This window comes from Reichenbachiella sp. (assembly GCF_965223055.1).
In the GTDB taxonomy this organism is placed as follows: domain Bacteria; phylum Bacteroidota; class Bacteroidia; order Cytophagales; family Cyclobacteriaceae; genus Reichenbachiella.
In genome coordinates this window covers 322051-347754 of the sequence record NZ_CBDCVM010000005.1, presented here as the reverse complement: position 1 = coordinate 347754, position 25704 = coordinate 322051, and the positions used below count along the sequence as shown (strand labels likewise).

Genomic DNA, 25704 nt, shown 5'->3' with positions numbered 1-25704 from the left:
GTGAATTTCTTAATCTAGATTAAGAAATTTGATCAATACATGGTATTGGGATTTGCAGAAGTCTCTGGAATTTGCTGGATAGCATCCCAGTGCTCTACAATTTTGCCGTTGTCATCAAAACGGAAAAAGTCCATGGTCACATATTGGTCATTACCTGGCCAGGTCTGATGGGTGTGTAGTGCCACCAAGTCTCCTTCAGCAATCACCCGAACGAACGCTATGCTTTTCTCCGGATATTCCTTTTGCATTCTTTCGAAGTAATCAATGAAGCCTTGGGTGCCGTTGGCCACATCAGGATTGTGCTGGATGTATTCGTCACCCACATACAGCTCGACAGCCTTGGCTGGGTTGCCTTCGTAGGCGGTTCGGTAAAAGTCGACGGCGTTTTTCTTGTTTTGTTCCAGGTTCATGTTATTAGAATACGTCATTGCGAGGAGTCTGTTTTGCCAATGCAAAACAGAAGACGTGACAATCATTTTCATCCATTTACTGTATAAATTTTATGCAGGTTAAAGGGATTGAGATTGCTTCGCTTTGCTTGCATTGACGTTATTTCTTTGTCCTTATCAAATGCCGAATAACCTGTCAGGCTGAGCGGTTCGCCGCCCGGGCTCTCGAAGCCTTGCTGCCAGTAGCAGGCGGACATTTCGACGTGGCTCAATGTGACAGATATTTATGTGCTGGCATTTGATAAGGACATGGATAAGTTAAACTGCCTTAAAAATCGAAATAGCATTGTGTCCACCAAATCCGAAGGTGTTGCTCATCGCCACATTCACTTCTTTTTCTCTCGCTTCTCTGGTCACGATGTCATGATCACCAACAATCTCCGGATCAATCGTTTCGGTATTGATGGTAGGCGGCACGACATTGTGGTTGATCGATTGAATAGAGAGAATCGCCTCAGCCACGCCAGCAGCACCTAGCATGTGACCCGTCATAGATTTGGTGCCACTGATCACCGATTTATTTTCAAAACCTTCCATCAATTTGGCAATAGCCGCCGGCTCACTCAAATCACCTACAGGCGTCGAAGTAGAGTGGGTGTTGATATAATCCAGATCAGTGGGCGTCAGATTCGCTTCTTTCAGTGCCCATTGCATGGCGCGAAGTGCACCAAGTCCTTCGGGATGTGTGGCCGTCATGTGGTAAGCATCATTCGTCATCGCCGAACCGACTATCTCCGCGTAGATTTTTGCACCTCTTGCTTTGGCGTGATCGTAATCTTCCAGAATTAAAGCACCTCCGCCTTCTCCCATGACAAAACCGTCACGATCTACATCATATGGACGAGAGGCTCCAGCCGGATCGTCATTTCTTGTAGACAAGGCTTTCATCGATCCGAAACCACCAATACTTGCCTCTGTGATTGGAGCTTCGGATCCACCTGTCACAAATATTTTGGCCTTGCCCAATTTGATGTAGTTGAAGGCATCCATGATGGCCGTGTTTGTTGTCGCACAGGCGGAAATCGTCGTAAAGCCAATGCCCATAAAACCATATTTCAATGCGATCATTCCACCACACATATTGGTCAACATTTTAGGAACTAGGAATGGGTTGAACTTTGGCTCCTTATCCTTTTGCATGAAGTATTGTACTTCTTGCTCCAATGTTTCTAATCCTCCTTGACCCGTTCCCCAGATTACACCCACATCAAAAGGATCCATTTTGTCCAGCTCGAAGCCGGAGTCTTCTATCGCTTGTGCTGCTGCATACAAGCCATATTGACTGTATAAATCAGTTCGTTTGATTTCGTTTCTGTCCAAATAGCGCTTTGGATCAAAGTCTTTGACCTCGCATGCGAAGTGTGTCTTAAATTTTTCTGCATTGAAATGAGTAATTGGGCCTGCGCCACTTACTCCTTTTATTGCATTGTCCCAAAAGGATTGTACATCGTTGCCCAGTGGGGTGATTGCTCCCATGCCTGTGACTACTACTCTTCTTTCAGCCATTGTATGATTTAGTTATTTGATATTACAGATTGAATAATTGAATTTTTTATGGAGTCGAATACATTTTCTTTTATTACTCTGTCGAGTAAAAGCGAAGAAAGCAACGAAGATATGATCAGTTCTGCTTTTGCTCTTGGCTCTTCAGAGAAGTTGAACTCTCCTTTTTGATGTCCTTCTTTCAAAGTGATGGTCAAGCGATCAAGAATGTATTTCCCCATCTCATGGAGCTTGTCTTGCATGCCATCAGGCAATGCCTCTACTGAAGCGCTCAATGCGCCCATCAAACACGACCATTTGCGATCCTTACTTTTTTGGTAAATACTGATGAAGTCCTGAAGCTGATCTGAGCATGACATTTGGTCCCACGACTCTTCTTTGCTTTTGAACAGATCTATGCTCTCCTGAATAATAGCCACACCCAAGGCTTCTTTGGAAGGAAAATGGTAATGCACCGCAGCATTTTTCATGTTTAGCTTTTGACTGATGTCCTTATAACTAAAAGCATGATAACCACGTGTTCTGATGAGCTCTTCTGCCAGATTCAATATTTGCTGTCTCGTATTCGACACAAAGCAAATATACTTACTAGTAAGTAAGTATTGCTAAATGATTTCAATATTTTCTGGAAGATCATAGTCAAAAGCCTTGAAAGCAAAGTCCCATTCTTTGACTACGCTGTCCAATTCAGGTTTCGAAATTCGGTAGCTATTCTTTTGATATCCACTTTGGCTCACGATATATTTTTGAATATTAGACTTTGCATTATCCCAGTTAGAAAAGTTTAATGACTTATAAACTTCCTCTACATAACGCATTGGGTCTTCTTCAAAGTTTTCAAAGCGAAGTTCAAACAATTGCTCACCTGGAATCAACTGGCGTTGATCAAGGTATCGCTTCATCAGGCGAGCATATAATTTCATGATTAAGTCTCCCAGCTGCTTTTCAGTAGTACGCTGAAACTGTAGTGTCGGAAAAAGTGACAAGAAGAATTTCTTTATGGAGAGATACACCACCACAGGATTGCGATAGATGTGTAGAAATTTTGCGTTCGGATACAGTTCCAATAGTTTATCTACTCGACCAGTGTTTACAGGATTTTTCAATATCGGATGTGTACCAGGGCTATGTTTCAAAGCTTTATTGATAAGTTCTTTATATGCGGACTTCCATTGATCGGTAACCTTTTGACTTACTCCCTCAAAGGCTATCGTTTGGTTGAAAAGCTCTTCAAACCCATCAGGAAAATAGAAAACATCATAAAAAGACAGTCGCTGCATATTGCCCAAAGCAAATTCATCTTCCTGCGGCAGGTCAATCCCCAACTGCACATTATCACTCGGTCTTTTGTCAGGCATATTCATTTTCATAAAATTCTTGAAAATGAACTGGCTATGCATATTGTTCGGGAAAAGAGATTGATAGGTAGAAACAAATGCAGCATTAGGGTCATGACATAGCAGGTTGTGCAGAAAAGTAGTTCCACTCCTCCAATGTCCCAGGATAAAAAGCGGGCTATTATTCAGTTTTGAATATCTCGGCGTTCTAATTTTTTCCCAAAAATGAAAAGGAGATGCCAAACCACATACCAACCCAGTCAGCAGCACTTTATGATAGTAGGTCCATTCTACTCGACCAGACTTTATGGCTTTCACATAATTCCAAAACGTACTTCCGGATAGTGTTGATATGGGAGGAATATTGAATTTGGACATTACATTTAGTTCATATGAGCTGATTTCAAGTTTTGCATCCCTTTCAAATGCTGTACCATTACTTTGGGTACAAGTGTCCCTTTAATTTAAACATAGACTATGAGCTTATGAAATAGTCATCTACCTTTGCACCCCATTTTAGAAAAGAGAAAAATTTATGTTTGAGCTGATCAAGAATAAAACCCAAAACGCCAAAAATGATATTCTTTCAGGAATCACAGTTGCTCTTGCCTTAGTGCCAGAAGCTGTTGCCTTTGCTTTCGTAGCAGGCATTGATCCTATCATTGGTTTATATGGTGCCTTCATGGTTGGCTTAGTTACTGCCGTCATCGGAGGCCGTCCAGGAATGATATCTGGAGCTACTGGAGCATTGGCCGTCGTAATGGTTTCCTTGGTAAAGGAAGGAAATGCATTGATGCCAGGCGTAGAAGGAGCTGGAGTGCAATACTTGTTTGCTACCTTGATAATTATGGGTCTATTGCAGATGGCCGCTGGAGTATTCAAATTGGGAAAGTTTGTCCGTTTGATTCCACACCCTGTAATGCTTGGGTTTGTCAATGGATTGGCCATCGTAATTTTTCTTTCACAGTTGGGCATGTTCAAAGTAGAAGGACAATGGTTGGCTGGTGCTGATCTTTGGGTCATGTTAGGACTAGTCCTACTGACCATGGCTATCATGTTTGGTTTGCCTAAAATCACCAGCAAAGTTCCTGCTGGATTGGCAGCCATTCTAACGGTTTCACTTGTAGTCATCTTCGGAGGAATAGATACACAAACTGTACTTTCATTTGTTCAATCCAATGGTGGGTCTGGCATAGAAAGCGGATTGCCGTCATTCATGATTCCACAAATTCCTCTGACCTTGGAGACTTTATACTTTATTTTTCCTTATGCATTAATTCTTGCAGCCATTGGTTTAATTGAATCGCTAATGACCTTAACTCTCATTGACGAGATCACAGATACCAGGGGAAGTGGCAACAAAGAGTGTGTAGCTCAGGGTACAGCCAATATCATCAATGGGTTTTTCGGTGGAATGGGTGGATGTGCCATGATTGGTCAGTCTATGATCAACGTAGAGTCCGGAGGACGCGGTAGATTGTCCGGCATTGTAGCTGCCTTGATGTTATTATCTTTTATTTTATTCCTTTCCCCGTATATCGAACAAGTTCCGATTGCTGCATTAGTCGGAGTAATGTTTATGGTAGTTATAGGCACTTTCGCTTGGTCAAGCTTTAGGATTATCAACAAAATTCCAAAGGCAGATGCTTTTGTTCTTATACTTGTTTCTGCCGTAACAGTGATGTTTGATTTAGCAATTGCTGTGATTTGTGGAGTAATCGTTTCTTCATTGGTTTTTGCCTGGGAAAATGCAACGAAAATTAGGGCAAGAAAAAGCTTGCGAGAGGATGGTACAAAAGTTTATGAAATATGGGGACCATTGTTTTTTGGTTCTATACAGGCTTTCAATAGCAAATTCACACCAGTAGAGGATCCAGAACAAATTGAAATTGATTTCATTGATTCAAAAGTATCTGATCATTCGGGTGTTGAAGCGGTAAGAATTGTGGTCAACAAATATGAAGCTCTCGGCAAAAATGTGATGTTGAAACACCTGAGCCCTGATTGCAAAAGAGTATTGATCAAGGCAAACCCTAAGTTTGAAGATATAATCATTTCGGATATTGATGACCCGAGATATTACGTAATGACCGAATCGGTTGGATTAGAGGCTTAATGGAAAGGAATGTCCTCTTTTTCAATGAGGATTTTTTGTTCTTCTTCTGATAGTTTCAAATCCTCTATAATGGAATTAAGTGTCGGTCGTTTGATTGATAGTAAAATGATCGACACAATATAACTAACTATAAAAACGCCACTGGCGGCTAGATAGAAACCGCAAACACAGATCAAACTCGCTAAAAGGAAAGCTATATATTTCTTAACTGAATTTGATTTATATCCATCTAGTTTTTCTCTCAATGAGCCTCCTTTTTTTCCATTGCTTAAATAAAACCCAAATGTCTTCTTAGCTTGAAAAATAATAGCTGCCGTAGCAAATAATAAGGAAAATACCATCGGATAATACCAATCTCCATATACTTGGGCTACAAGATCACCCGATTGCTTAAGCAAAAGCAAATACCCGAATGGAACTAATGAAATGGCTATAAAAAAATTGAATAGGAGATAGATCTTATTGTAATACTCTTCTCCGTTTTTGTATTGGTTTATCAAGGTGTTTCTTCGTCTCCCGCAGCTCGCCTTCTGTCAAGTTGCTCCAGTTCCTCCCTTATTTTCACCATACGGTCAGGGTAATCAGTAATAATTCCATCGACTCCCATGTTTAACATTTTAAGCATGTCTGACCTTTCATTAACTACATAAGTGTACACTTTGTAGCCTCTGGCGTGGAATCGGAAAATTCGTCTTTGAGACAAAGTTTTATAATGAGGGTTCAAGGTACCATAAAACTCGTGCATGTTTCTATGATCAGTGAAACTCTTGGCATTAATGTAAAAAGCTAATAAATGGGTTTCATCTTCACCCATCATGATTTTTTTCATTTCAATAGTAGAATCCGCTTCATAAGCATGTTCAAGATACTGCTCGTCATAAGCCTGAATGATACACCATTCCATAGCTCCTCTTTCATCTATAACTTCTACAATGCGTTCAGCAAAACCATCGTAATAACCATGCCCTTTTGACTTGATATCAATAATCAATTCCATTTTGCCATGTATCAAATCGATAGTTTCTCCAAGTGTAGGTACTTTTTCTCCTTCAAATTTTGGGGAAAACCAATAACCGGCATCCAATTCTTTAACCTCAGCCAATGTCATTTCATGAATTCGACCTGCGCCGTTGGTAGTCCTGGATACTTCTTCATCATGAAAAACAACTACCTCTCCATCTTTTGTATAATGCACATCGACTTCAATCATATCGGCTCCCATGTCCATGGCAATTTGAAATGATGATAAGGTGTTTTCAGGTGCGTAACCTGCAGCTCCTTTATGACCTACAATTTTAAAATCACGTTTTTTGATTTTCTCCAGCCTTTCACTGGCAATATATCTTTGATAAAACCAAGGTTCGTATAGCCACATGAGGCCCAAGAAGATCATCATGGGAAGCGCATACCAGATAAAATTGCGGCTGTTCATCGACATAGGAATTGTAAGTCTGTTTTGTGGCAATAAAAATACAACAAGTCACTTAACATAAAAAAAAACTTGGTGAACTTAGCTTACATTATTGTTATAGATAAGAGTGAAAGGATTGAAAGGATTTGCTTAATTTCCATTCTTAAAAATAAAACAACATGAAATTTCTCATCTACGGTGCATACGGATATACTGGAAAACTTATTTCTAATCTGGCTAAGGAAAAAGGATTTAGTCCTATACTGGCAGGACGAGATGAAAATAAAACAAAATCTCTCGCCGAAGAGTTAGGGTTTGACTATCGTTCATTTGATTTATCCGAATCTGACAAGCTGCGTGATGCACTTAATGAAGTAGAGCTTGTATTGCACTGCGCTGGTCCATTTTCTTCTACAGCTAAAACCATGATGCAGGCGTGTCTGGCAACCAAAACGCACTATTTAGATATTACAGGTGAGATTGAAGTATTTGAATTAGGTGCATCTTTCGATCATAAAGCCAAAGATGCAGGCATATTAATTATGCCTGGTGTAGGGTTCGATGTAGTACCCAGTGATTGTTTGGCTAGTTATCTGAAATCGAAACTTCCAGATGCTACCCATCTCGAGTTAGCCTTTATGAGCGAATCTTCCACTTCCCGTGGAACGGCACTCACCATGACACAAGGCATCGGAAAAGGAGGAGCCATTCGAAAAGAGGGAAAGATAGTCCCAGTGCCTCATGCATATACTAGCCGAAATTTGAATTTAGATGGAAAAGAAAAATCTTTCGTTTCAATTCCATGGGGTGATGTGTCCACAGCTTTTAGAAGTACAAAAATTCCTAACATTGTGGTGTATACAGCCATGCACCCAGGTCAGATAAAAAAAATGAAGTTTGTTCAAAAATGGCGGTGGTTTTTCAAACTTGGATTTGTGCAAAGCTTCCTTCAGAATAAAATCAAAAAATCTGTGACAGGACCTAGCGAACAAATGAGAGAAGAGAGTCATTGCTATTTGTGGGGAGAGGTGAAAAATGCTGCGGGTGAAACTCGTTCTGCAAAACTTACAACACCAGAAGGCTACAAACTCACAGCAATCACTTCTCTTTTGATTGTAGAGAAATTGAGTGAACAGATGTCGGAAATAGGGTTTCAAACCCCCAGCATGGCCTTTGGTGCTGATTTGATTATGGAAGTTGAAAATGCAAAGCGAGAAGATATTTGATGAAAGTGAAGATAGTTTTACTGGGTTTTTCGCTCAGTATTTTAATATATAGTTGTAATACCAACTCCCCACAAAACAGCCACCCTCCATTACCTACTGAAGCTTCGGTCATAGGGACGAAAGAAAAGCCAAATGCCCGGTTCGACTATGAGAGGCAAATGCTTATGGACCCCAAAACTAGTGAGGTGCCTCGGGACATTCATCACAAAGAATTTGCTTTTGCCAAGAAATTAAGGTCTAATCAAACCTTTTTAAGAACAAAACAACAAAACTGGACGCTTGCTGGCCCATCTAATGTTGGGGGCAGAACAAGAGCATTGGCTTTTGATGTGCGTGAAGAAAACATCCTATTAGCTGGTGGAGTATCTGGAGGAATGTGGAGATCAACAAACAGCGGCCTTTCATGGGCAAGAACCACACAACCTTCTGCATTAAATAGTATTACCTCTATAGTTCAAGACCCAAGAATAGGAAAAAGAGATACATGGTACTATGGAACAGGAGAGTTAGATGGAAACTCGGCCAGAGCTTCAGGTGCTCCTTACCGTGGTGACGGAATTTTTAAATCCACTGACAATGGTCAGTCCTGGGATCTGCTGAGCTCTACATCCACTAACAACCCTGCCTCATTCGATAGCCCATTCAACTACATTTGGAATCTAGCCATCAACCCGGTTGAAGCATTCTCCAACGATGTGGTTTATGCTGCCATTTACGGCAACATTGTGCGTTCCTCAGATGGAGGTGCTAGCTGGGAAAAGCTACTTGGAGAACCCAATCTTCTTGAAGACAATTCTGGTGACCTTAATAATTCAGAAGCATCATTTTACACCAATGTGATGGTCACACCTACAGGTAAAATGTTTGCCTATTTAAGTACGTCTACCGGCAATGGTTTCAGCGGTATAAACAAAGGCATATTTTATTCTGAAAATGGTACGGACTGGTCTAACATTACACCTGCCGGATTTAATTCCTTTTCTGAAAGGTTAGTCATGTCTTATGCTCCTTCAAATGATAATATCATTTACTTTTTGGTAGAGGGAACAAGTGTTCAGCTTTGGCGGTATCAAAACGGCAGTTGGTCTGACCGCTCCGACCATATACCAAATGATGACTCTGAACTCGAAGCTTTTGATAGCCAAGGTTCCTACAATATGACTATAAAAGTTCACCCTAGTGATCCCAATACAGTATTTATTGGTGGAACGAACCTCTATCGCTCAACCGACGGTTTTACCACTTCTTCAAACATTGCACAAATAGGCGGCTACGATACAGAATCAGTGAGTCAACCGTATGAAAATCATCATCCCGATCAACATGAATTGATTTTTCTATCTGGTACTAATCAAATGTTATCTTCAAACGATGGAGGGGTATTCAAAACATTCAACAATAAAGCTGAAACTGTTTCATGGTCTTCTCTAAATAATGGATATGTGACTTCACAGTATTATACAATAGCTGTTTCCAAGGACCAGGGAAGAAATGAAATGATAGGTGGGATGCAAGACAATGGTACTTATATTAAAACCGTAAATGGCGAAAATCCAAGTTGGAATTCTGTACTAGGAGGAGATGGAAGCTATTGTGCTACTACACCCGGCAATCAATTTTGGTATATGTCCTTTCAGGAAGCAGGGATATTTAAAATTTCATATGAAGATGATGGAAGTATCGACACATGGGCAAAAGTTGACCCAATAGGAGTATACCGTGATAATTACTTATTCATAACCCCATTTGTTTTAGATCCGAATAATTATAATAGAATGTATTTAGCGGGAGACAGCGCTGTTTGGAGAAATGATAATCTTTCTCAAATCAAACCTTTCAAGCAGGTTCCAACTTCCACAAACTGGAGCGTCGTATATGCTGCTTCAGATGGAAGTGAAAATATAACAGCATTGGATATATCCACTAAGCCTGCTCATACCTTGTTTTTTGGAACTTACAATGTCGCTGGGGGTACTCCGATCGGCACTGTATATAAAAGTGAAAATGCTAATTCACCATCAGCTCAATCTGAAGCTATTTTTACACATACAGGTTATATTTCTAATATTACGATAGACCCAGATGATGCCTCACGCATTCTTGTTTGTTTTTCTAATTACAAAATACCAAGTCTGTTTTTGTCGGAAGATGGAGGTGACACTTTTACAGATGTAGGTGGAAATTTGGAAGAGAATCCAGATGGAACAGGTAATGGGCCTAGTATTAGGTGGTCAGAAATTATTGCACTTAACGACGGCTCGTACAAGTATTTTGTTGGTACCAGCATGGGCCTTTTTAGTACTACCAAGCTAATTGCAAATGGAACCGTATGGCAACAAGATGGAACTGAAAAAATTGGAAATTCAGTAGTTACAATGATGGACTATCGATCTAGTGATGGAAAAAATGGCTGTTGCTACACATGGAAATGGCGTTTTCGAAACTGATCTATCAAATACGAAACTGGTTTCTCCGGGAACAGACCTTCCTGAAAAGGTGGAATTTGCTTTGGGCTACCCAAATCCCTTTGATGATGAATTTCATATTCGATTTTCAATTCCCGAAGAATCATCAATGACTATTTACATTACAGATGTAGCAGGTAAAGTGATCAGGACTTTATTAAATGCACCCCAATATTCAGGTGACATTACAGCCACTTGGGACGGAAGAAATCAGAGCGGTACTCCGGTTCAAAACGGAATATACCATTATCAAATCCTCTATCAAGGTAAAAGCTATGGCGGTAAAATGATCCTAAATAAGTAACTACTATAAAAGTGGCTTCAATGCCAGGTTTACTGATTTTTCTTCGCCATCCTGGGCAATCAATAATTTTACAGTACTACCAGGTTGAACTAGCATTTTTTGAATTTGAGGAAAGTTCACATCTGAGAGTGCTTTTTTTCCATCTATGCTGACCAGTTCAGCATTTTGTTTTATTCCTACTGCTTCTGCCACACTTCCCTCAAACACTTGATGAATAAGTACTTTTTTCTTGTCTTTCGAAAGCTGAATATCTATACCGCTGCAGTTCACAGTGAAGTGATCATCAAAGTTTTTGTTTTTTTCCAAATAGATCAGTTTAGCAGGAAGGTCAAAAATCACATTATATCTACTCAGTATTTTGTTTCCTAAAATGCCAGATACCTTTTCGTGTGCCTGTGTGCCTGTTTTAGCTTGGCTTATGCCAATAGGAAGGTCTTCGAATTTTTGTTTTCCAAAAGTGAATGATTTCACCATGCCTTCAAAGTGTTTCGTTTCATCTTGTGAAATACTCTTGACATAATAAAAATAATGTTCGCCTGTTTTATGTATCACATCAAACTCTTCAGCATAAGGAGAGTTGAAATCAAGCGTTGTTCCTGCTCCAGTCATAACAAAAAATGTTCCTGGGTGTGGTTCACCGTTATTCAATACTACATTGCCTTTTATGGTAGGAATCGCGGTATTCAATTTGAATGGAATAGCTTCTCCCTTTTTCGGATGTTGACCGTGCTCATAGATCTCGAATTTCATATTGTCATAATCAATACGTACTGCGTGATGATGCAAAAGATCATATCCAATAATACCATCAAAGTCTCTTCCTAAACTAATTTCCAAATGATCTAAATCTGTAGAATAGACTTTGATGTTTTTTTCGAGCAAATAGTCTCCAATCTCCAGTTTGTTGTGTTTAATCAAAGAACCAGAGACCGTGCCTTGATTTAGAATGACTTTCTCTTTGACTAAATGCAGTTCATCAGCGATCTCTTCGTCTATGACGGTAATGCCATCTCCAGAATCGAATATAAAATCTAATGGATCCGAACCATCTACGCTCAATTGAATAATTATATGGTCGCCATATAATTCAAAGGGTATACTTTTAGTAGGAGATTGAGCGAATACACCTATAGGCGCAATAAAAGCAAATAAAAGAGCAAGTCGTTTCATGATGGGTTTTAAGTTAATTCGTATGGATAATTTAGGGAGTCTTGGTAAAGAAATGAAATAATTAGGTAGTTATCAGCCATTGGAATTGAATCTCGATGACATAATCATCTCTACTCTACTCCTATATCTTCTCTCAAGGATTTGATAAGCCCTTCGAACTCTCCTAAGGTCGCCTTTTTAAAGTTACCAATCAACTGTGTCAACTTTTGAGGTTCAAGGACAAAGCGTTCCTTTTCATGATTCAGCTTTTGTTGTGCTCTACTCAGCAACTGACGACAATTGTCAGATGTTTTTCCTATAATATCTGGTAGGTCTGCATATTCAAAATTGAATATTTCTTTCAATACAAAAACTGCTCGCTCAGCTGGAGGTAGTTTTTTCAACAATACAGCCATTGAATGCGAAATTTCCTGCTTTATATCCAAATATGTAATGTCTGTGCTAATGCTAAAAGAAGGAAAGCTTGGAGCCAAATTATCGAATAATTCGTCTTTTTTCTTTTTCAGATGATTGATGCTCAAATTTCTAACAGATGAAATCAGATACGCTTTAGCATCCTTTACTTCTTTCTTTTCATTTTTGAACCAATTCAAAAAAGTGTCTTGAACCATGTCTTCGGCTATAGCCGAACACCCCACAATCTTATATGCGATGGTGTGTAGCAAGGGACGATATAGTGCAGCTTCAGCTTGTGACATGTTTTCACCTGCAAATTTAATTAAAATATTCTTCACCTATCCGGTGTATATAAACTCCCGAACATTCATAATCAAGTAAAAGTTATGCAGATGAACAATAAATTAAATATTTTTGGATTCTATATATAGATAAAAAATGTTAATCTCCTTCTAGGGACTAGCAAACATTGTCTGGGGATAAATTGTGATTATTTTCTCAGCTTGCATTTTATGGTGTTTGTTTTACGAAAAATTGTCCTTATTTTAGGAGCTTGAATAAAATTTGAGTTTGTTATGAAAAAATTTGTTCCCTACTTAAACGTATCAGCATTACTTGTTGGTCTCACATTGAGTATATCCTCTTGTGGGTCTATGGGCGGTGGTGGTCATGCTACAAGTCATAATCCAGGCGAATCTAGTACAGCAACCGGTCTCGCTTTCAACGAAGAAGAAAGTGGCTTTCAGGTCAATGACTTTCGTGGTCAACCGGATGGACCCAACCTAAGGTTTATAGAAGGTGGTAGAACTATCCTTGGTAGTTTTGAAGAAGATGTTGCTAATCAAAGCGATAATCATGAAAGAACCGTAACAGTTGCGTCATTCTACATGGATGAAACTGAAGTTGCCAACATTCATTGGTTAGAGTATTTGCATTATGTGAGATTAGACTCATCTCGTGAGTTTTACGAGTCTGCCTTACCAGATACTACAGTATGGGCGAAAAATCTTGCCTACAACGATCCTTATGTCGATCATTATTTGAGATACCCAGGATTTAGGTTTTTCCCGGTAGTTGGAGTTACTTGGAAGCAAGCACAAGACTATTGTACTTGGAGATCTATCGTAGTAAATCAAAAATTAGCTGAAGATGCTGGATATTATGACGAAGCTATAGAGGCTGAAGCTGATTTACCATCTGCAGGAAGAATACCATTAGAATCAGGTTTCGTATTGCCTAACTATCGTCTCCCAACCGAAGCTGAATGGGAATATGCTGCTCTCGCACTTATCGGAACACAGTGGTTAGATGAAAACCAAACGCATAGTAGACTGTATCCATGGGATGGTCACGCTTTAAGAAATCCGTATGGAAAGCAACTAGGTACATTCCTCGCTAATTTCAAAAGAGGTAGAGGAGATTATGCTGGTATTGCAGGTAAGTTGAACGATGGGGCTATGATTACTACTTACATCTATGACTACCCTCCGAATGATTTTGGTCTATACAATATGGCAGGTAATGTAAATGAGTGGGTACAGGATGTTTACCGTCCACTTTCTTACCAAGATTTTGATGATCTCAATCCAGTAAGAAGAGATGGCTTCCTTGATGAAGAAGATGGTTATGATTTCGCTAATCACAATTCTCTCATTAACGATAGAGTAAGAGTATATAAAGGAGGGTCATGGGCAGATGTTGCTTACTGGATGTCTCCAGGACAAAGAAGATATTTGGAAGAAGATTCTGCTACATCTACCATTGGTTTCCGATGTGCGATGATAAGAGCAGGAACTAACTACTAAAAGACAACAAACTTAGATACAAAGGCCGGTTTTCGAATCGGCCTTTTTTATTTGCCCGAAGCGATACAACCGAAATATATTTCGTCAACACCTGAACCAACTAGGGCTTCTGCAGCCATACTTATCGTAGCTCCAGTAGTTATCACGTCATCAATTAATAGAACCTTTTTGCCAATTATTGAATCATTATCAACAACTTGATAGAGAGGATCAACATTTTGCCATCGCTCCACTTTTCCCTTTTTTGTTTGTGTGCTTACATTTTTAGTTCGGATTAACGCATCACGAAAAATTTTCAACCCTGTAACATTCTGAATACCCTTAGCTATTACCTCACTTTGGTTATAGCCGCGTTTTCTTCTTTTTGCTTTATGCAATGGCACTGCAATAATTCCATCTAATTCCAAAGACGAGATTTCTCTTTCAATATATTTAGCAAACCATTCGCCAAGAAGTAGGCCTATCGTATCGTTTCCTTTATACTTCAATTCATGCAATAACTTTTGCGCTACTCCTTCTTTGTTGAATTTCATATAACAAAAAGCGCCTTTAACTTTTTCATTTCCAGCAGCAATCTGAATCAAAGGATTAGGATCGGTTTCGTGATAATTTGTGAGAGGAAAGTCTCTGAAACACCTTAAACAAATTTTATCTTCCCCTTCGACCAGAGCTATATCACAGTTATAGCAAACGTTTGGGTAGATCAACGACAACAAGTCTTTCAAATATTTTTTCATCATCTTGTGAAAATTAAACTGCTACCTGGTCTATTTCATACACAAGGTAGAATATCTTTGATATTAAGGTGAGAAATGATTTAAGAGAATGCTCAAAAAAGATTTAGACCTAGAAAGAAAATGGGTAAAGTTGAGGGAAAAGCTCAAAGAAGTTTTAGGAAGAAAACCTGCTGATCTAAAAGGAGTATTGTTTCTTATTGGTGTTCAAGAGCTTGGCCGAGGCTATGACAATTTTTCGAAGGAAGAAAAACAAGATCTTATACATTTGGGTATATGCAAATGCTTAAGCCTTGCGGGGTTCTATTCACTAGAAGGAACGGATAAAGATGGTTGGCCACACTGGGTTTTAAAAAAACAATTACCTCATTTTGATGTCCTAGAACAAGAAAAATTGTTAAAAATGTACGTGCTGGAGTATTTTTCCGATGAGATTGGTATAATCAACTAAATGAATCAAATAAAATCATATATTCTCATTCTTTACGGAACCCTTCTCTTCGTTTCATGTGAAACACCTGCTAAAGTCGTTGATTCAAAAGAACCATACGGAAAAAAAAGCATTCGAATCAATTTTCAAGATAATATCTTACAACTCAACCCTCTTCAATCCAATAACCGAAGTGAAGTATTTGTAAAAGAGCTGGTTTTTGAAAAATTCATGGAATTAGATTTTTCCAGTCATCTATTTGAGACCTATCAATTCGATACACTTCAAGGCCGCTATACATTCAATTTAAATCCGAAGAAATATTTTCACGACGGAAGTCCCGTTGATTCACAAGCTGTTCATGATTTCTTAAAGTATCTTATTCAATATCAATATAGCAATGAATCCGTGCAACAGCTATTTTCATCCATGAACGGCTTTGGGTTAGTCAACTGGTACCGAGAAAACCGTGGCATCACTGACTCCATTCCTAATGGATTCCAGATTATCAATCCTTACAGTTTTAGCATCAATCTTCGAAGCAAAAAGGAGCAATTACTTGTCTGGTTTCAGGATCCAGTTTTTACACTGTTTAAAGAAAGTAATGGATCATATATTGGGAGTGGAGATTTTGAATTAATCGAATTGAATGAAGACATCTCAGCTCGTCTTATCCGTCGTTCTACAAGCTTGAGCAATATTCAATCTATTGAGTTGAGCTTTCTCAAAAATAGAGATTTAGTTTATTCAGAGTTTTTGCGTGGTCAGTTAGACCTTGTTTTATTCAACCCATATCAATCACCTTATTCGACACAAACCAAACGTCTAAACAAAATATTGACAAGTCAATATCCAGCTTATCAGGTTACGCAAAGCAACAGATCAGTTATTAAATACTTAGAAATTAAAGAAGTACATGATAGTCTATTCCTTCAAAAGATTTGGGCATCAATAGACCTCAAATCAGATAGTCTTTTAACAAGGGATGTTCTTGATTCTACAATCCACAAAATTCAATGGTACTCAGATATTGAAAATGACTCAAACCAATATTTCTTAAACACTCCAGCTATTGAATTTGTCAAGACTATTCCTGAAAATATAAATCCAACTGACCCACAAATCGTAATAAAGGACATGGAGGTGGAATTTTGGAATAAAAGCAATGAAAAATACTCAAGAATTCAATTGGCTAAAAAGCTCAAAGGCACTGAAAATTCAAAGTTCTTGATTTTAGAGTCATATCCTGAGTATGTTATTTATAACAATGAATTATTAGGTATTGATTCAAAAACAAAAATTAGTACTATAGTTAAGAAGGCATCTTTTAAGAAAATCAAATCTTATTAAATACACGTTTGAATAAATCAACAGACATATTGAAAAACAAGATTAATGCTTTTAAGAAGAAGTATTATCTAAATATTCTCATTAAGAATTCCATTTTCTTTACCTCACTTATCCTTACAATTTACCTAGTTGCAACAGGAATTGAAGGCTCTCTTTTACCTAATTCCACAGCAAGGACCATTCTTTTTTATACTCTTTTATTTACGTTATTATTTTTATTATTCAAACTAATAGTACTTCCGTATTTGAATATTATCCGGGCCAATTCCCGAATAAGCGATGAGGAAGCAGCCAAAACAATTGGCGAATTTTTCCCTGATATTAGTGATAAGTTACTGAATACCATACAGTTATGGAATATTTCTTCTGCTGACAATAGTTTAGCAGTTGCGAGTATTGAAAAACGTACCTTAGAGATCACGCCTTTCGAATTTAACTCCAGCATTGACTTAAAATCGAATAAAAAATACCTCAAGTATATTGCCTACCCTGGATTCATTCTTCTTTTGATATTTTTAATTGTCCCTCAGTATTTGACTGAAAGTACAAACCGGATTGTAAATTATGAAAAAGAGTTTGGCCCTGGCTCGCTCTTTTCCATCACACCATTAAATGAAAATTTTATAGCCTTCAAAAATGAAGATTTTGTCTTGGAAGTTGAGGTAACCGGGTCGGCAATTCCTGAACAAGTTTACGTCAGTGCGCGAGGTAGAACAGCCAAGATGAAGAAAAATTCTAATCATCGATTGGAATATGTATTCAATAAAGTGCAAGACAACTTCAATTTTATTATAGATGCTGCGGATTACAAATCAATTAAACATGAAGTCGTAGTTCTACAAAGACCAGACATTAAGACGTTCAACATTAACCTGGATTATCCCAACTATACTGGCAAAAAGAATGAAACATTGGAGAACGTCGGAAACCTTACTGTTCCTGAAGGCACACAGATTAATTGGAGAATAAAAACTATTGAAACTGAATCTGTTCAAATGTTTTTTGACCAAGACAAATCCATTATCGATTTGGAAAGTACTAGTAATCAACTATTTGAAGCAAAGAAAAGAGTTAAACAAAGTGATTTATATAAGCTAAAGTTAGAAAACAAACATAGCCCAAACAAGGACTCTATTGCTTACGAAATAGAGGTAATCAAAGATGAATACCCAAAAATTTCTGTCAACGCATTCCAGGATACAACACTTTTTGCATTTATCGTTTTCAATGGCCTCATTAGTGACGACTATGGCATTTCTAAACTAGAGTTTATCTATGATCAAAACGATGTAAGGCACTCGCTCCCAATTCCTTATAATAAGAGTCTTTCTTCTCAAGACTACTTTTACCAATGGAAATTAGACTCTTTAGATATACAAGAAGGAGAGTCCGTTGAGTATTTTGTGAGAGTTTGGGACAACGATGGTATAAATGGTCGTAAGCCCACACAAAGTGCCACATATACTTTCCAAATACCTGAAAAGAAGGAAATCAAAGAAAAGCTGGATAAACAAGCCAGTGGAGCTAAAAAGGAATTAGACAAATCATTAGAAGAAGCTCAAGACCTAAATGAGCAAATCAAGGATATACAAAACGACCTGAAAAGTAAAGAAAACCTCAATTGGCAAGAGAATAAAAAGATTAATGACCTGATCAAACAAAAAGAAAAGCTAGAAGAAGCGCTCAACAAAATATCTCAGCAAAACCAAGATCTCGCGAAAAAACAAGAGCGATTTAATAAACCAAACGAAAAGCTTCAAGAAAAAGTAGATCAGTTGCAAAAATTGATGGATGATATTCTAGATGAAGAAACTAAAATGCTTTACGACGAACTCAAAAAGCTTTTAGAAGAACAAAATGGATCTGAAGACATTGAAGAAATCATGGATCAGATAGAGAGTAAGGAGGAGAATTTACAAAAAGAAATTGAACGAGCTATAGAAATGTTTAAGCGTCTACAGTTTGATTATAAAATGGACGAGATCATCAATGACTTAGACGAGCTGAGTCAGGAGCAGCAAAACCTGGCCGAAGAGACACTCGATAAGGATAATGAAATGGAGTCTCTTCAAGAAAAACAGAAAGAGCTCAACGAATCATTTGAAGATCTCCAGGAAGAAATGGATCAATTGGAAGAACTCAATGAAGAGATGAAACAGCCAGAAAATCTCGAAGACTTTGACCAAGAAGAATTAGAAATACAAGAGGAACAGCAGCAAAGCTCAGAAATGCTTGAGCAGAAAAAAAGAAAGAAATCTTCTCAATCTCAACAGAATGCTTCCGATAAAATGAAGCAAATGCAAAAGAAAATGGAGGAGATGCAAGCAGGTATGGAAATGACCATGATGCAAGAAAACCTCGACCATTTAAGAGATATAGTTGACAATTTGGTAAAGGTTTCCTTTGATCAAGAAAATATAATGAAAGAGTTTAAGGGAGTGAATCAAAGCGACCCAAGGTATGTGACACTATCTCAGCAACAATTGAAACTGAAAGACGATGCAAAAATTATTGAAGACAGTTTACTCTCTTTAGCCAATCGCGTATTTCAAATACAAAGTTTTGTGACCCGTGAAGTTGGTGCTATGAACGATGAAGTAGAAGCCAGTTTACAAGGACTAAAAGACAGGAGAAAAACTGAAGCCACTACTCATCAACAATATGCCATGACATCTATCAACAACCTCGCTCTATTACTTGATGATGTACTTCAACAAATGCAACAACAAATGGCTGATGCTATGGGAAAACCACAAAAAGGGCAGAAAGGGCAAAAACAAAAGCTTCCTGGACTTTCGGAGTTACAAAAACAACTCAATAAAAAAATTGAAGATTTAAAGAAAAGCGGCAAATCAGGAAGGCCATTGTCAAAAGAATTGGCTGAATTAGCAGCCGAACAAGAAATGCTACGAGGTGAACTTCAAAAATTGCAAGACCAATTAGGTGAAAACGAGGGAGGAGCAGGGAAGAATTTAAAGGAGGCCATAGACAAAATGGAAAAGACTGAGATGGATTTGGTGAATAAACGAATCACCCAACAAACCATCAATAGACAAAAAGACATCCTTACCCGTATGCTCAAAGCAGAAGATGCCTTACGTGAACGCGAACTCGACGATGAGAGAGAGGCAGAACAAGCCACCAATTACGAAAGAAACCTACCTCCTGAGTTTGAAGATTATATAAAAGCCAAACAAAAGGAACTTGAACTACTGAATACCGTTCCACCTAAGATGAATCCTTACTATAAGGAAGAAGTAAATAAATATTTCCGCAGGTTGAACGAACAGTAATATATTTGCAAACAAATTGATTAACAGAGAATAATGGACGCCATTAAAATTCAGATTCCGTCGCTTTCAGAAAACATTAGAATCATTGAAAGCTTTATAGATAATGCCAAAGAGCAATATAATTTCACGGATGATATATACGGTAATATTATGATCGCTGTCACAGAATCAGTCAACAATGCGATTGTTCATGGCAATCAATCTGATAAATCAAAAAATGTACATTTGTCTCTCTCTCTTGAAGACAATCAAGTAAAGTTCATCGTAGAAGATGAAGGGCCTGGGTTCGACTATGATAATCTACCTGACCCCACTGCACCTGAAAATCTTGAGAAACCAGGAGGTCGAGGAATCTTTTTAATGAAGAACTTATGTGATGAGGTTTCTTTTGCAGACAGTGGAAAAAAAGTAGAACTCAGCTTTTACCTACCGTAATGGCAGAAATCAATTTCTTTTATGAAGACACTGCCTTTGAGCTTTCTCATAAAGAAATCATCAGCTCCTGGATCGCTCATACCATTTCATCAGAGCACCATGAACTTTCTGAAATCAATTACATCTTCTGCTCAGACGAATACCTACATCAAATTAATGTAGATTATCTCCAGCACGATTATTACACCGACATCATCACCTTCGACAATTCAGAAGAGGAGGGCATCGTTGAGAGTGATATCTTCATAAGCATAGAACGAGTGCAAGACAACGCACAGGATCAGGGCATTCCATTTGAAAAAGAACTACGTCGCGTCATTATACATGGCGTATTACACCTTGTGGGATTCAATGACAAAACCGATGCTGAGCAATCACTTATGAGAGAAAAAGAGAATGCTTATTTATCTTTGCCGCAATTTCAGAGTTAAGACAATTTAAAACGTTTCACGTGGAACACTTTTATGTGCTTCGAACAACTGTTTCACGTGGAACACAAGAAGATATTTCATGTTTCCACAATATGATGTTATAGTAGTTGGCGCCGGACATGCCGGTTGTGAGGCAGCAGCAGCAGCAGCTAACATGGGTTCAAAAGTGATGCTCATCACTATGAATATGAATACCATTGCGCAGATGTCATGCAACCCTGCTATGGGCGGAGTAGCCAAAGGACAGATCGTTCGAGAGATAGATGCGCTAGGCGGATACTCAGGAATCATTTCAGATAAGTCAATGATCCAATTTAGGATGCTCAATAAATCCAAGGGTCCAGCTATGTGGAGTCCTCGTACACAAAATGATAGAATGCGTTTTGCAGAAGAATGGCGTATTGCATTAGAGCAAACGCCTAACGTCGACTTCTGGCAAGAAATGGTTTCTGGTCTTGTTGTAAAGAACAATCGTGTTATTGGCGTACGAACTAGCATGGGAATAGAAATCATGGGGAAATCCGTGGTACTCACTAACGGTACATTTCTCAATGGACTAATCCATATCGGAGAAAAACGATTTGGCGGTGGTAGAACAGGGGAGAAAGCTGCAACTGGTATTACTGAACAACTCGTCGAATTAGGCTTCGAGTCAGGAAGAATGAAAACAGGTACTCCACCTAGAGTAGATGGAAGGTCTTTAAACTGGCAGGTTATGGAAGAGCAGCCTGGAGATGATACCCCAGGTAAATTTTCTTTTACCGATACCAAACCATTAAAGAATCAACGGCCCTGTCATATCACATATACCAACGCTGAAGTACATGATATTTTAAAGACAGGCTTTGAGAAATCTCCTATGTTCACCGGAAGAATAAAAGGATTAGGACCCAGATATTGTCCATCTATTGAAGACAAAATCAATCGCTTTGCAGAAAGAGATAGGCATCAAATCTTTGTAGAACCAGAAGGCTGGAATACGGTAGAAATATATGTGAATGGTTTCTCAACAAGTTTACCAGAAGATGTTCAATACAAAGCAATCACAAAAATACCTGGATTTGAAAACGTCAAAATGTTTCGACCAGGATATGCAATTGAATACGATTATTTTCCACCTACCCAGTTAGCTCCAACTCTTGAAACCAAGCTCATCGATAACCTATATTTCGCAGGACAAATCAACGGTACCACTGGCTATGAAGAAGCAGCCAGTCAAGGATTAATGGCCGGAGTAAATGCACACAATAAAGTACATGACAAAGAGCCCTTCGTACTAGGTAGGTCTGAAGCATATATCGGTGTACTTATAGATGATCTTATCAATAAAGGAACAGACGAACCATATCGAATGTTCACTTCCCGTGCAGAGTTCAGAATTCTTCTTCGTCAAGACAATGCCGATATAAGATTAACAGGAATCGGTCATCAGCTTGGTCTTGCCTCTAAAGAACGACTCGACACAGTCAATCAAAAAATAGCAGATACAGACGAGCTAATCAATCAGCTTGGCAAGATCAAAGTAAAACCAGCTGAAATCAATGGAAAACTCAACGAGATCAATTCCGCTACTATCAAAGAAAAAACTCCTCTGATCAATTTTCTGCGTAGACCAGAATTAGACATCCACGACATAATAGCGTTTCATAAAGATGCTCAAGAGTACACTCAAAACACACCTCTCGATATACTCGAGCAGGCATCTATTCTCGTAAAATATGAAACCTATATAGAGAAAGAAAAAAGTCTAGCTGATCAAATGGGTAACCTGGATAACAAAAAAATTCCTAGTGAATTCAACTATAGAAATATTCCAGCTTTGTCCGCCGAAGCAAAAGAAAAACTATCTAATATTAAACCGACAAATCTCGGACAAGCTTCACGAATCAGTGGAGTTAATCCCGCAGATATTTCTGTATTGATGGTCTATATGGCTCGATAATTTATGTACGAAAAAGTAGAATCCTGTCCTTCTTGCAATTCCAAAGAGTTCAACAATCACATGATTTGTGACGACTACTCTGTTTCGAAAGAAAGTTTCGCAATAATGAAATGTTCTAATTGTGGACTTTTGCTCACTTCACCTCGCCCAGGGAAAGATGAAATTGGATCATACTATCAATCTGAAGATTATATATCGCATACAAATCAGGCCAACAATCTGATCAACTGGGTATACAAATTAGCACGTAACTATACGCTCAGAAAAAAATTCAACCTGATCAAAAGATTGGCATCCAAAAAATCCATTCTGGACTATGGATGTGGAACAGGTCATTTGTTGAACTTTATTCAACAAAACAAAGACTGGAAAACAATCGGCATCGAACCAGATGAAATGGCAAGAACCATTGCCATCAGCGATCACGACTTGAATGTCGTAGGTTCAATCGATGATCTGCCTGATAAGAAATTTGGTATCATCACACTATGGCATGTACTCGAGCATGTACATGATCTCAATGAAACTATTCAGGCGCTCAAAAAGCATTTATCGAAAAAAGGAAGATTAGTTATAGCCGTTCCCAATCACGAGTCATTGGATCAAAAAATATATAAACAGCACTGGGCTGCTTACGATGTTCCAAGACATCTATATCATTTCAATCAACTGACTATCAAAGAGTTAATGAAATATAACAAGTTCACATTGGAAGAAACTCTACCTATGAAACTTGACGCTTATTATGTCAGTATGCTTAGTGAAAAACATAAAACAGGTAAAATAAATTATCTAAAATCTGTTATAAACGGTTGGAAATCAAATACTTGGGCACGTAAAAACAACAAAAACTATTCCAGTTTGATATATATATTTAAACAAGCATGAAATCCTTATTTCCCTTATTCTTAATTGTAATATCATTATATATATATTCTTGTGCCAATCAAGGCACGCCTACAGGTGGCCCTCGAGATACTATTCCGCCACTATTACTGGAAACCACACCAGCCAATAAATCTATAGCATACCACGGGCAGGAATTTCACTTCATCTTTGATGAAAGAGTTAATGCAGATAAACTTAAAAGTCAATTACTCATCACGCCCCACATTGAAAACAAATTCAATGTGAAAGTTAGAAAGAATGAACTCACGTTAGAATTTGACGAACCCTTTAGTGATAGTACCACTTTTACTTTAAACTTTTCAGATGGTGTAGTAGATGTCACAGAAAAAAATCCTGCTGTCAATCTAAGCTTTGCATTTTCAACAGGACATTACATCGACTCTATTTATGTCAACGGAAAAATTACCGATCTATATAACAATGAAGACAAAGAAGGATTTGTTGTCGGCCTTTATCAATTAACTGATTCATTAGATGTATTAAAAGATAAACCTCGCTACTTCGCTAAAACCAATGAGCAAGGACAATTCCTCATAGAGAACATTAAGAATGACTATTACAAAATTCTTACATTCAATGATGAAAATAAAAACCTCATTCTCAATCCTGAAACTGAAGCTCACGGATTCCTTGTAGATTCTTTAAATCTCCATTTATCCAGAGATTCCGTCTACATACGAACACAATTAATCAATGCATCAGAGTTTAAATATATCAGATCAAAAAACACTGGACGCTATTTTGATATTCAGTACAATAAGCCTTTTACAGCATACGACATTAAAAAATTGGACTCAACATCGATCCTTCCAATACCTCCGAATAATAGAGTTAAAGGCAACAAGATTTTAAGGTTCTATCCAATTGAAGACTTTCAATATGATGTCGATAGTTTAGGTCTACTCATTACTGCTACAGACAGCATGTTTAATCAGACACATGACACTACATATATAAAATTCTTAGAGACCTCAAGAAAACCTGATGCATTCAAATCATCATTCATACCATCAGACAATGAATATGTAGATCCTTTCGTTCATCACACCTATTCGTTTGATAAACCGATTGAAAAATTCTACCAAGACAGTATAATTATAAACTATGATACGCTCAAAAAGGAGTTCATACCGGATAGTACTATTTCATGGAATCACAACAAAACCCAACTCAATTTCGACATTCTTTTGGATAAGCACTTTCTCCAAAATGAAATAGACACACTACTCAAAATATATGGAGATACTACCGAAGTTGATTCTCTTACAACTGCAAGTGATACAGCCAATGTTGACTCTGTTAGATTAGCAAAGTACAAATACTTTTCCAAGGTTAATACGAATCAGGTAACTCTTACATTTCCAAAAGGAACCTTTATTAGTATAGAAGGAGACAGCTCAGCTTCAGTACAACATACATATAAATTCAAATCGCTCGATCAACTGGGCTCTGTAAGTGGTCAAATCAATACCTCATACGACTCATATACTCTACAGCTCGTTAATGCCAAATATGAAGTCATTGAAGAGCTTCATAATACCGCTGAGTTTTCTTTTCCATTTGTAAAACCTGGAAAATACACCTTTCGAGTAATGATAGACAACAATTCAGATGGACGGTGGTCATATGGCAATATACTTAAAGACGAAATGGCTGAAAGTGTTTATTTCTATAGTGAAATCTTTGATGTACGGGCCAATTGGCAATTAGAAAACATTCAAATTTCTTTCTAAAATCCCTGTGGATAAATTGTAAATCAAGGTGGAATAAACCGTGAACTTCTTCGGACAAGTTCATAATTATCTACCATTCAGTTTCAACCCAAGGATAACTTTCAAGAAGTCATGAAATATCAACATCTTCTCCCAGCAATCGTAGATGTAAATAACTAATTCACAAAGGAGAAAGAATCTGTTGATAAGTCAATAGCAAACTAAAAATCAATAACTTATGATGTGAATAAGATGTAGCTAGATTTAAGTAATACACTAAACAATA

General features: G+C 38.0%; 22 protein-coding genes. 13 read left to right on the top strand and 9 right to left on the bottom strand.

The genetic code is table 11. The annotated features are described in order from the left end of the window. Positions 1–32: 32 nt before the first annotated feature. The 4 genes from ACOQO5_RS04480 to ACOQO5_RS04465 form a co-directional block, all read right to left on the bottom strand. The gene (locus tag ACOQO5_RS04480) at positions 33–428 is read right to left on the bottom strand and encodes an ester cyclase (RefSeq protein WP_420580488.1); all 396 of its coding nucleotides are present in this window, start codon (positions 426–428) and stop codon (positions 33–35) included. A gap of 279 nt (positions 429–707) precedes the next feature. Continuing rightward, positions 708–1955 (bottom strand): beta-ketoacyl-ACP synthase II, encoded by a 1248-nt coding sequence (gene fabF, locus ACOQO5_RS04475; RefSeq protein WP_420580487.1) that lies wholly within the window; start codon positions 1953–1955, stop codon positions 708–710. Positions 1956–1963: 8 nt separating this feature from the next. After that, positions 1964–2524 carry a TetR/AcrR family transcriptional regulator gene (locus tag ACOQO5_RS04470; protein ID WP_420580486.1) on the bottom strand — a complete coding sequence of 187 codons (561 nt, stop codon included), beginning with the start codon at positions 2522–2524 and terminating at the stop codon, positions 1964–1966. Between the two features lie 33 nt (positions 2525–2557). Beyond that, positions 2558–3667 (bottom strand): sulfotransferase family protein, encoded by a 1110-nt coding sequence (locus tag ACOQO5_RS04465; protein ID WP_420580485.1) that lies wholly within the window; start codon positions 3665–3667, stop codon positions 2558–2560. A 157-nt stretch (positions 3668–3824) separates the two neighbouring features. On the opposite strand from ACOQO5_RS04465, the gene ACOQO5_RS04460 reads away from it, so the two are divergent. After that, complete coding sequence (locus ACOQO5_RS04460) at positions 3825–5405, top strand: SulP family inorganic anion transporter (RefSeq protein ID WP_420580484.1); 1581 nt, start codon at positions 3825–3827, stop codon at positions 5403–5405. Here ACOQO5_RS04460 and ACOQO5_RS04455 read toward each other — a convergent pair. Continuing rightward, positions 5402–5905, bottom strand: a complete 504-nt coding sequence (locus ACOQO5_RS04455) for a hypothetical protein (RefSeq protein WP_420580483.1) — start codon at positions 5903–5905, stop codon at positions 5402–5404. The genes ACOQO5_RS04460 and ACOQO5_RS04455 overlap by 4 nt on opposite strands. Continuing rightward, a complete protein-coding gene (locus ACOQO5_RS04450) occupies positions 5902–6837 on the bottom strand; it encodes a glycerophosphodiester phosphodiesterase (protein WP_420580482.1) in 936 nt (311 codons plus the stop codon). The genes ACOQO5_RS04455 and ACOQO5_RS04450 overlap by 4 nt, the downstream gene beginning before the upstream one ends. Positions 6838–6995: 158 nt before the next feature. Here ACOQO5_RS04450 and ACOQO5_RS04445 point away from each other — a divergent pair, with 158 nt between their 5' ends. The 3 genes from ACOQO5_RS04445 to ACOQO5_RS04435 are packed head-to-tail and all read left to right on the top strand — an operon-like array spanning position 6996 to position 10811. Continuing rightward, a complete protein-coding gene (locus ACOQO5_RS04445; RefSeq protein WP_420580481.1) occupies positions 6996–8042 on the top strand; it encodes a saccharopine dehydrogenase family protein in 1047 nt (348 codons plus the stop codon). Continuing rightward, entirely contained in the window at positions 8042–10489 is a 2448-nt protein-coding gene (locus ACOQO5_RS04440; protein ID WP_420580480.1) for a flagellar basal body rod modification protein, read from the top strand. Before ACOQO5_RS04445 ends, ACOQO5_RS04440 begins: the two co-directional genes overlap by 1 nt. Beyond that, the gene (locus tag ACOQO5_RS04435) at positions 10449–10811 is read left to right on the top strand and encodes a FlgD immunoglobulin-like domain containing protein (RefSeq protein WP_420580479.1); all 363 of its coding nucleotides are present in this window, start codon (positions 10449–10451) and stop codon (positions 10809–10811) included. The genes ACOQO5_RS04440 and ACOQO5_RS04435 overlap by 41 nt, the downstream gene beginning before the upstream one ends. Positions 10812–10814: 3 nt before the next feature. Here the strand turns inward: ACOQO5_RS04435 and ACOQO5_RS04430 are convergent, their stop codons facing one another. Both ACOQO5_RS04430 and ACOQO5_RS04425 read right to left on the bottom strand, forming a co-directional pair. Further along, complete coding sequence (locus ACOQO5_RS04430; RefSeq protein WP_420580478.1) at positions 10815–11981, bottom strand: aspartyl protease family protein; 1167 nt, start codon at positions 11979–11981, stop codon at positions 10815–10817. Between the two features lie 110 nt (positions 11982–12091). Further along, on the bottom strand, positions 12092–12715 hold the full coding sequence (locus ACOQO5_RS04425) for a sigma-70 family RNA polymerase sigma factor (protein WP_420580477.1): 624 nt from the start codon (positions 12713–12715) through the stop codon (positions 12092–12094). A 237-nt stretch (positions 12716–12952) separates the two neighbouring features. On the opposite strand from ACOQO5_RS04425, the gene gldJ reads away from it, so the two are divergent. Continuing rightward, on the top strand, positions 12953–14182 hold the full coding sequence (gene gldJ / locus ACOQO5_RS04420; protein WP_420580476.1) for a gliding motility lipoprotein GldJ: 1230 nt from the start codon (positions 12953–12955) through the stop codon (positions 14180–14182). 47 nt (positions 14183–14229) lie between these two features. Here the strand turns inward: gldJ and ACOQO5_RS04415 are convergent, their stop codons facing one another. Further along, positions 14230–14922, bottom strand: a complete 693-nt coding sequence (locus ACOQO5_RS04415; RefSeq protein ID WP_420580475.1) for a ComF family protein — start codon at positions 14920–14922, stop codon at positions 14230–14232. An 85-nt stretch (positions 14923–15007) separates the two neighbouring features. On the opposite strand from ACOQO5_RS04415, the gene ACOQO5_RS04410 reads away from it, so the two are divergent. The 8 genes from ACOQO5_RS04410 to ACOQO5_RS04375 all read left to right on the top strand — a co-directional run bounded on the left by ACOQO5_RS04410 (position 15008) and on the right by ACOQO5_RS04375 (position 25439). Further along, positions 15008–15367 carry a hypothetical protein gene (locus ACOQO5_RS04410; RefSeq protein WP_420580474.1) on the top strand — a complete coding sequence of 120 codons (360 nt, stop codon included), beginning with the start codon at positions 15008–15010 and terminating at the stop codon, positions 15365–15367. After that, a complete protein-coding gene (locus ACOQO5_RS04405; protein ID WP_420580473.1) occupies positions 15368–16696 on the top strand; it encodes an ABC transporter substrate-binding protein in 1329 nt (442 codons plus the stop codon). 245 nt (positions 16697–16941) lie between these two features. After that, on the top strand, positions 16942–19989 hold the full coding sequence (locus ACOQO5_RS04400; RefSeq protein ID WP_420580472.1) for a DUF4175 family protein: 3048 nt from the start codon (positions 16942–16944) through the stop codon (positions 19987–19989). 33 nt (positions 19990–20022) lie between these two features. After that, on the top strand, positions 20023–20424 hold the full coding sequence (locus tag ACOQO5_RS04395; protein WP_420580471.1) for an ATP-binding protein: 402 nt from the start codon (positions 20023–20025) through the stop codon (positions 20422–20424). Continuing rightward, complete coding sequence (gene ybeY, locus ACOQO5_RS04390; protein WP_420580470.1) at positions 20424–20855, top strand: rRNA maturation RNase YbeY; 432 nt, start codon at positions 20424–20426, stop codon at positions 20853–20855. The genes ACOQO5_RS04395 and ybeY overlap by 1 nt, the downstream gene beginning before the upstream one ends. Positions 20856–20934: 79 nt before the next feature. Next, positions 20935–22797 (top strand): tRNA uridine-5-carboxymethylaminomethyl(34) synthesis enzyme MnmG, encoded by a 1863-nt coding sequence (gene mnmG / locus ACOQO5_RS04385; RefSeq protein ID WP_420580469.1) that lies wholly within the window; start codon positions 20935–20937, stop codon positions 22795–22797. A 3-nt stretch (positions 22798–22800) separates the two neighbouring features. Next, a complete protein-coding gene (locus ACOQO5_RS04380) occupies positions 22801–23685 on the top strand; it encodes a class I SAM-dependent methyltransferase (RefSeq protein WP_420580468.1) in 885 nt (294 codons plus the stop codon). Further along, entirely contained in the window at positions 23682–25439 is a 1758-nt protein-coding gene (locus tag ACOQO5_RS04375; RefSeq protein WP_420580467.1) for an Ig-like domain-containing protein, read from the top strand. Before ACOQO5_RS04380 ends, ACOQO5_RS04375 begins: the two co-directional genes overlap by 4 nt. The last annotated feature ends 265 nt before the right edge of the window (positions 25440–25704 follow it).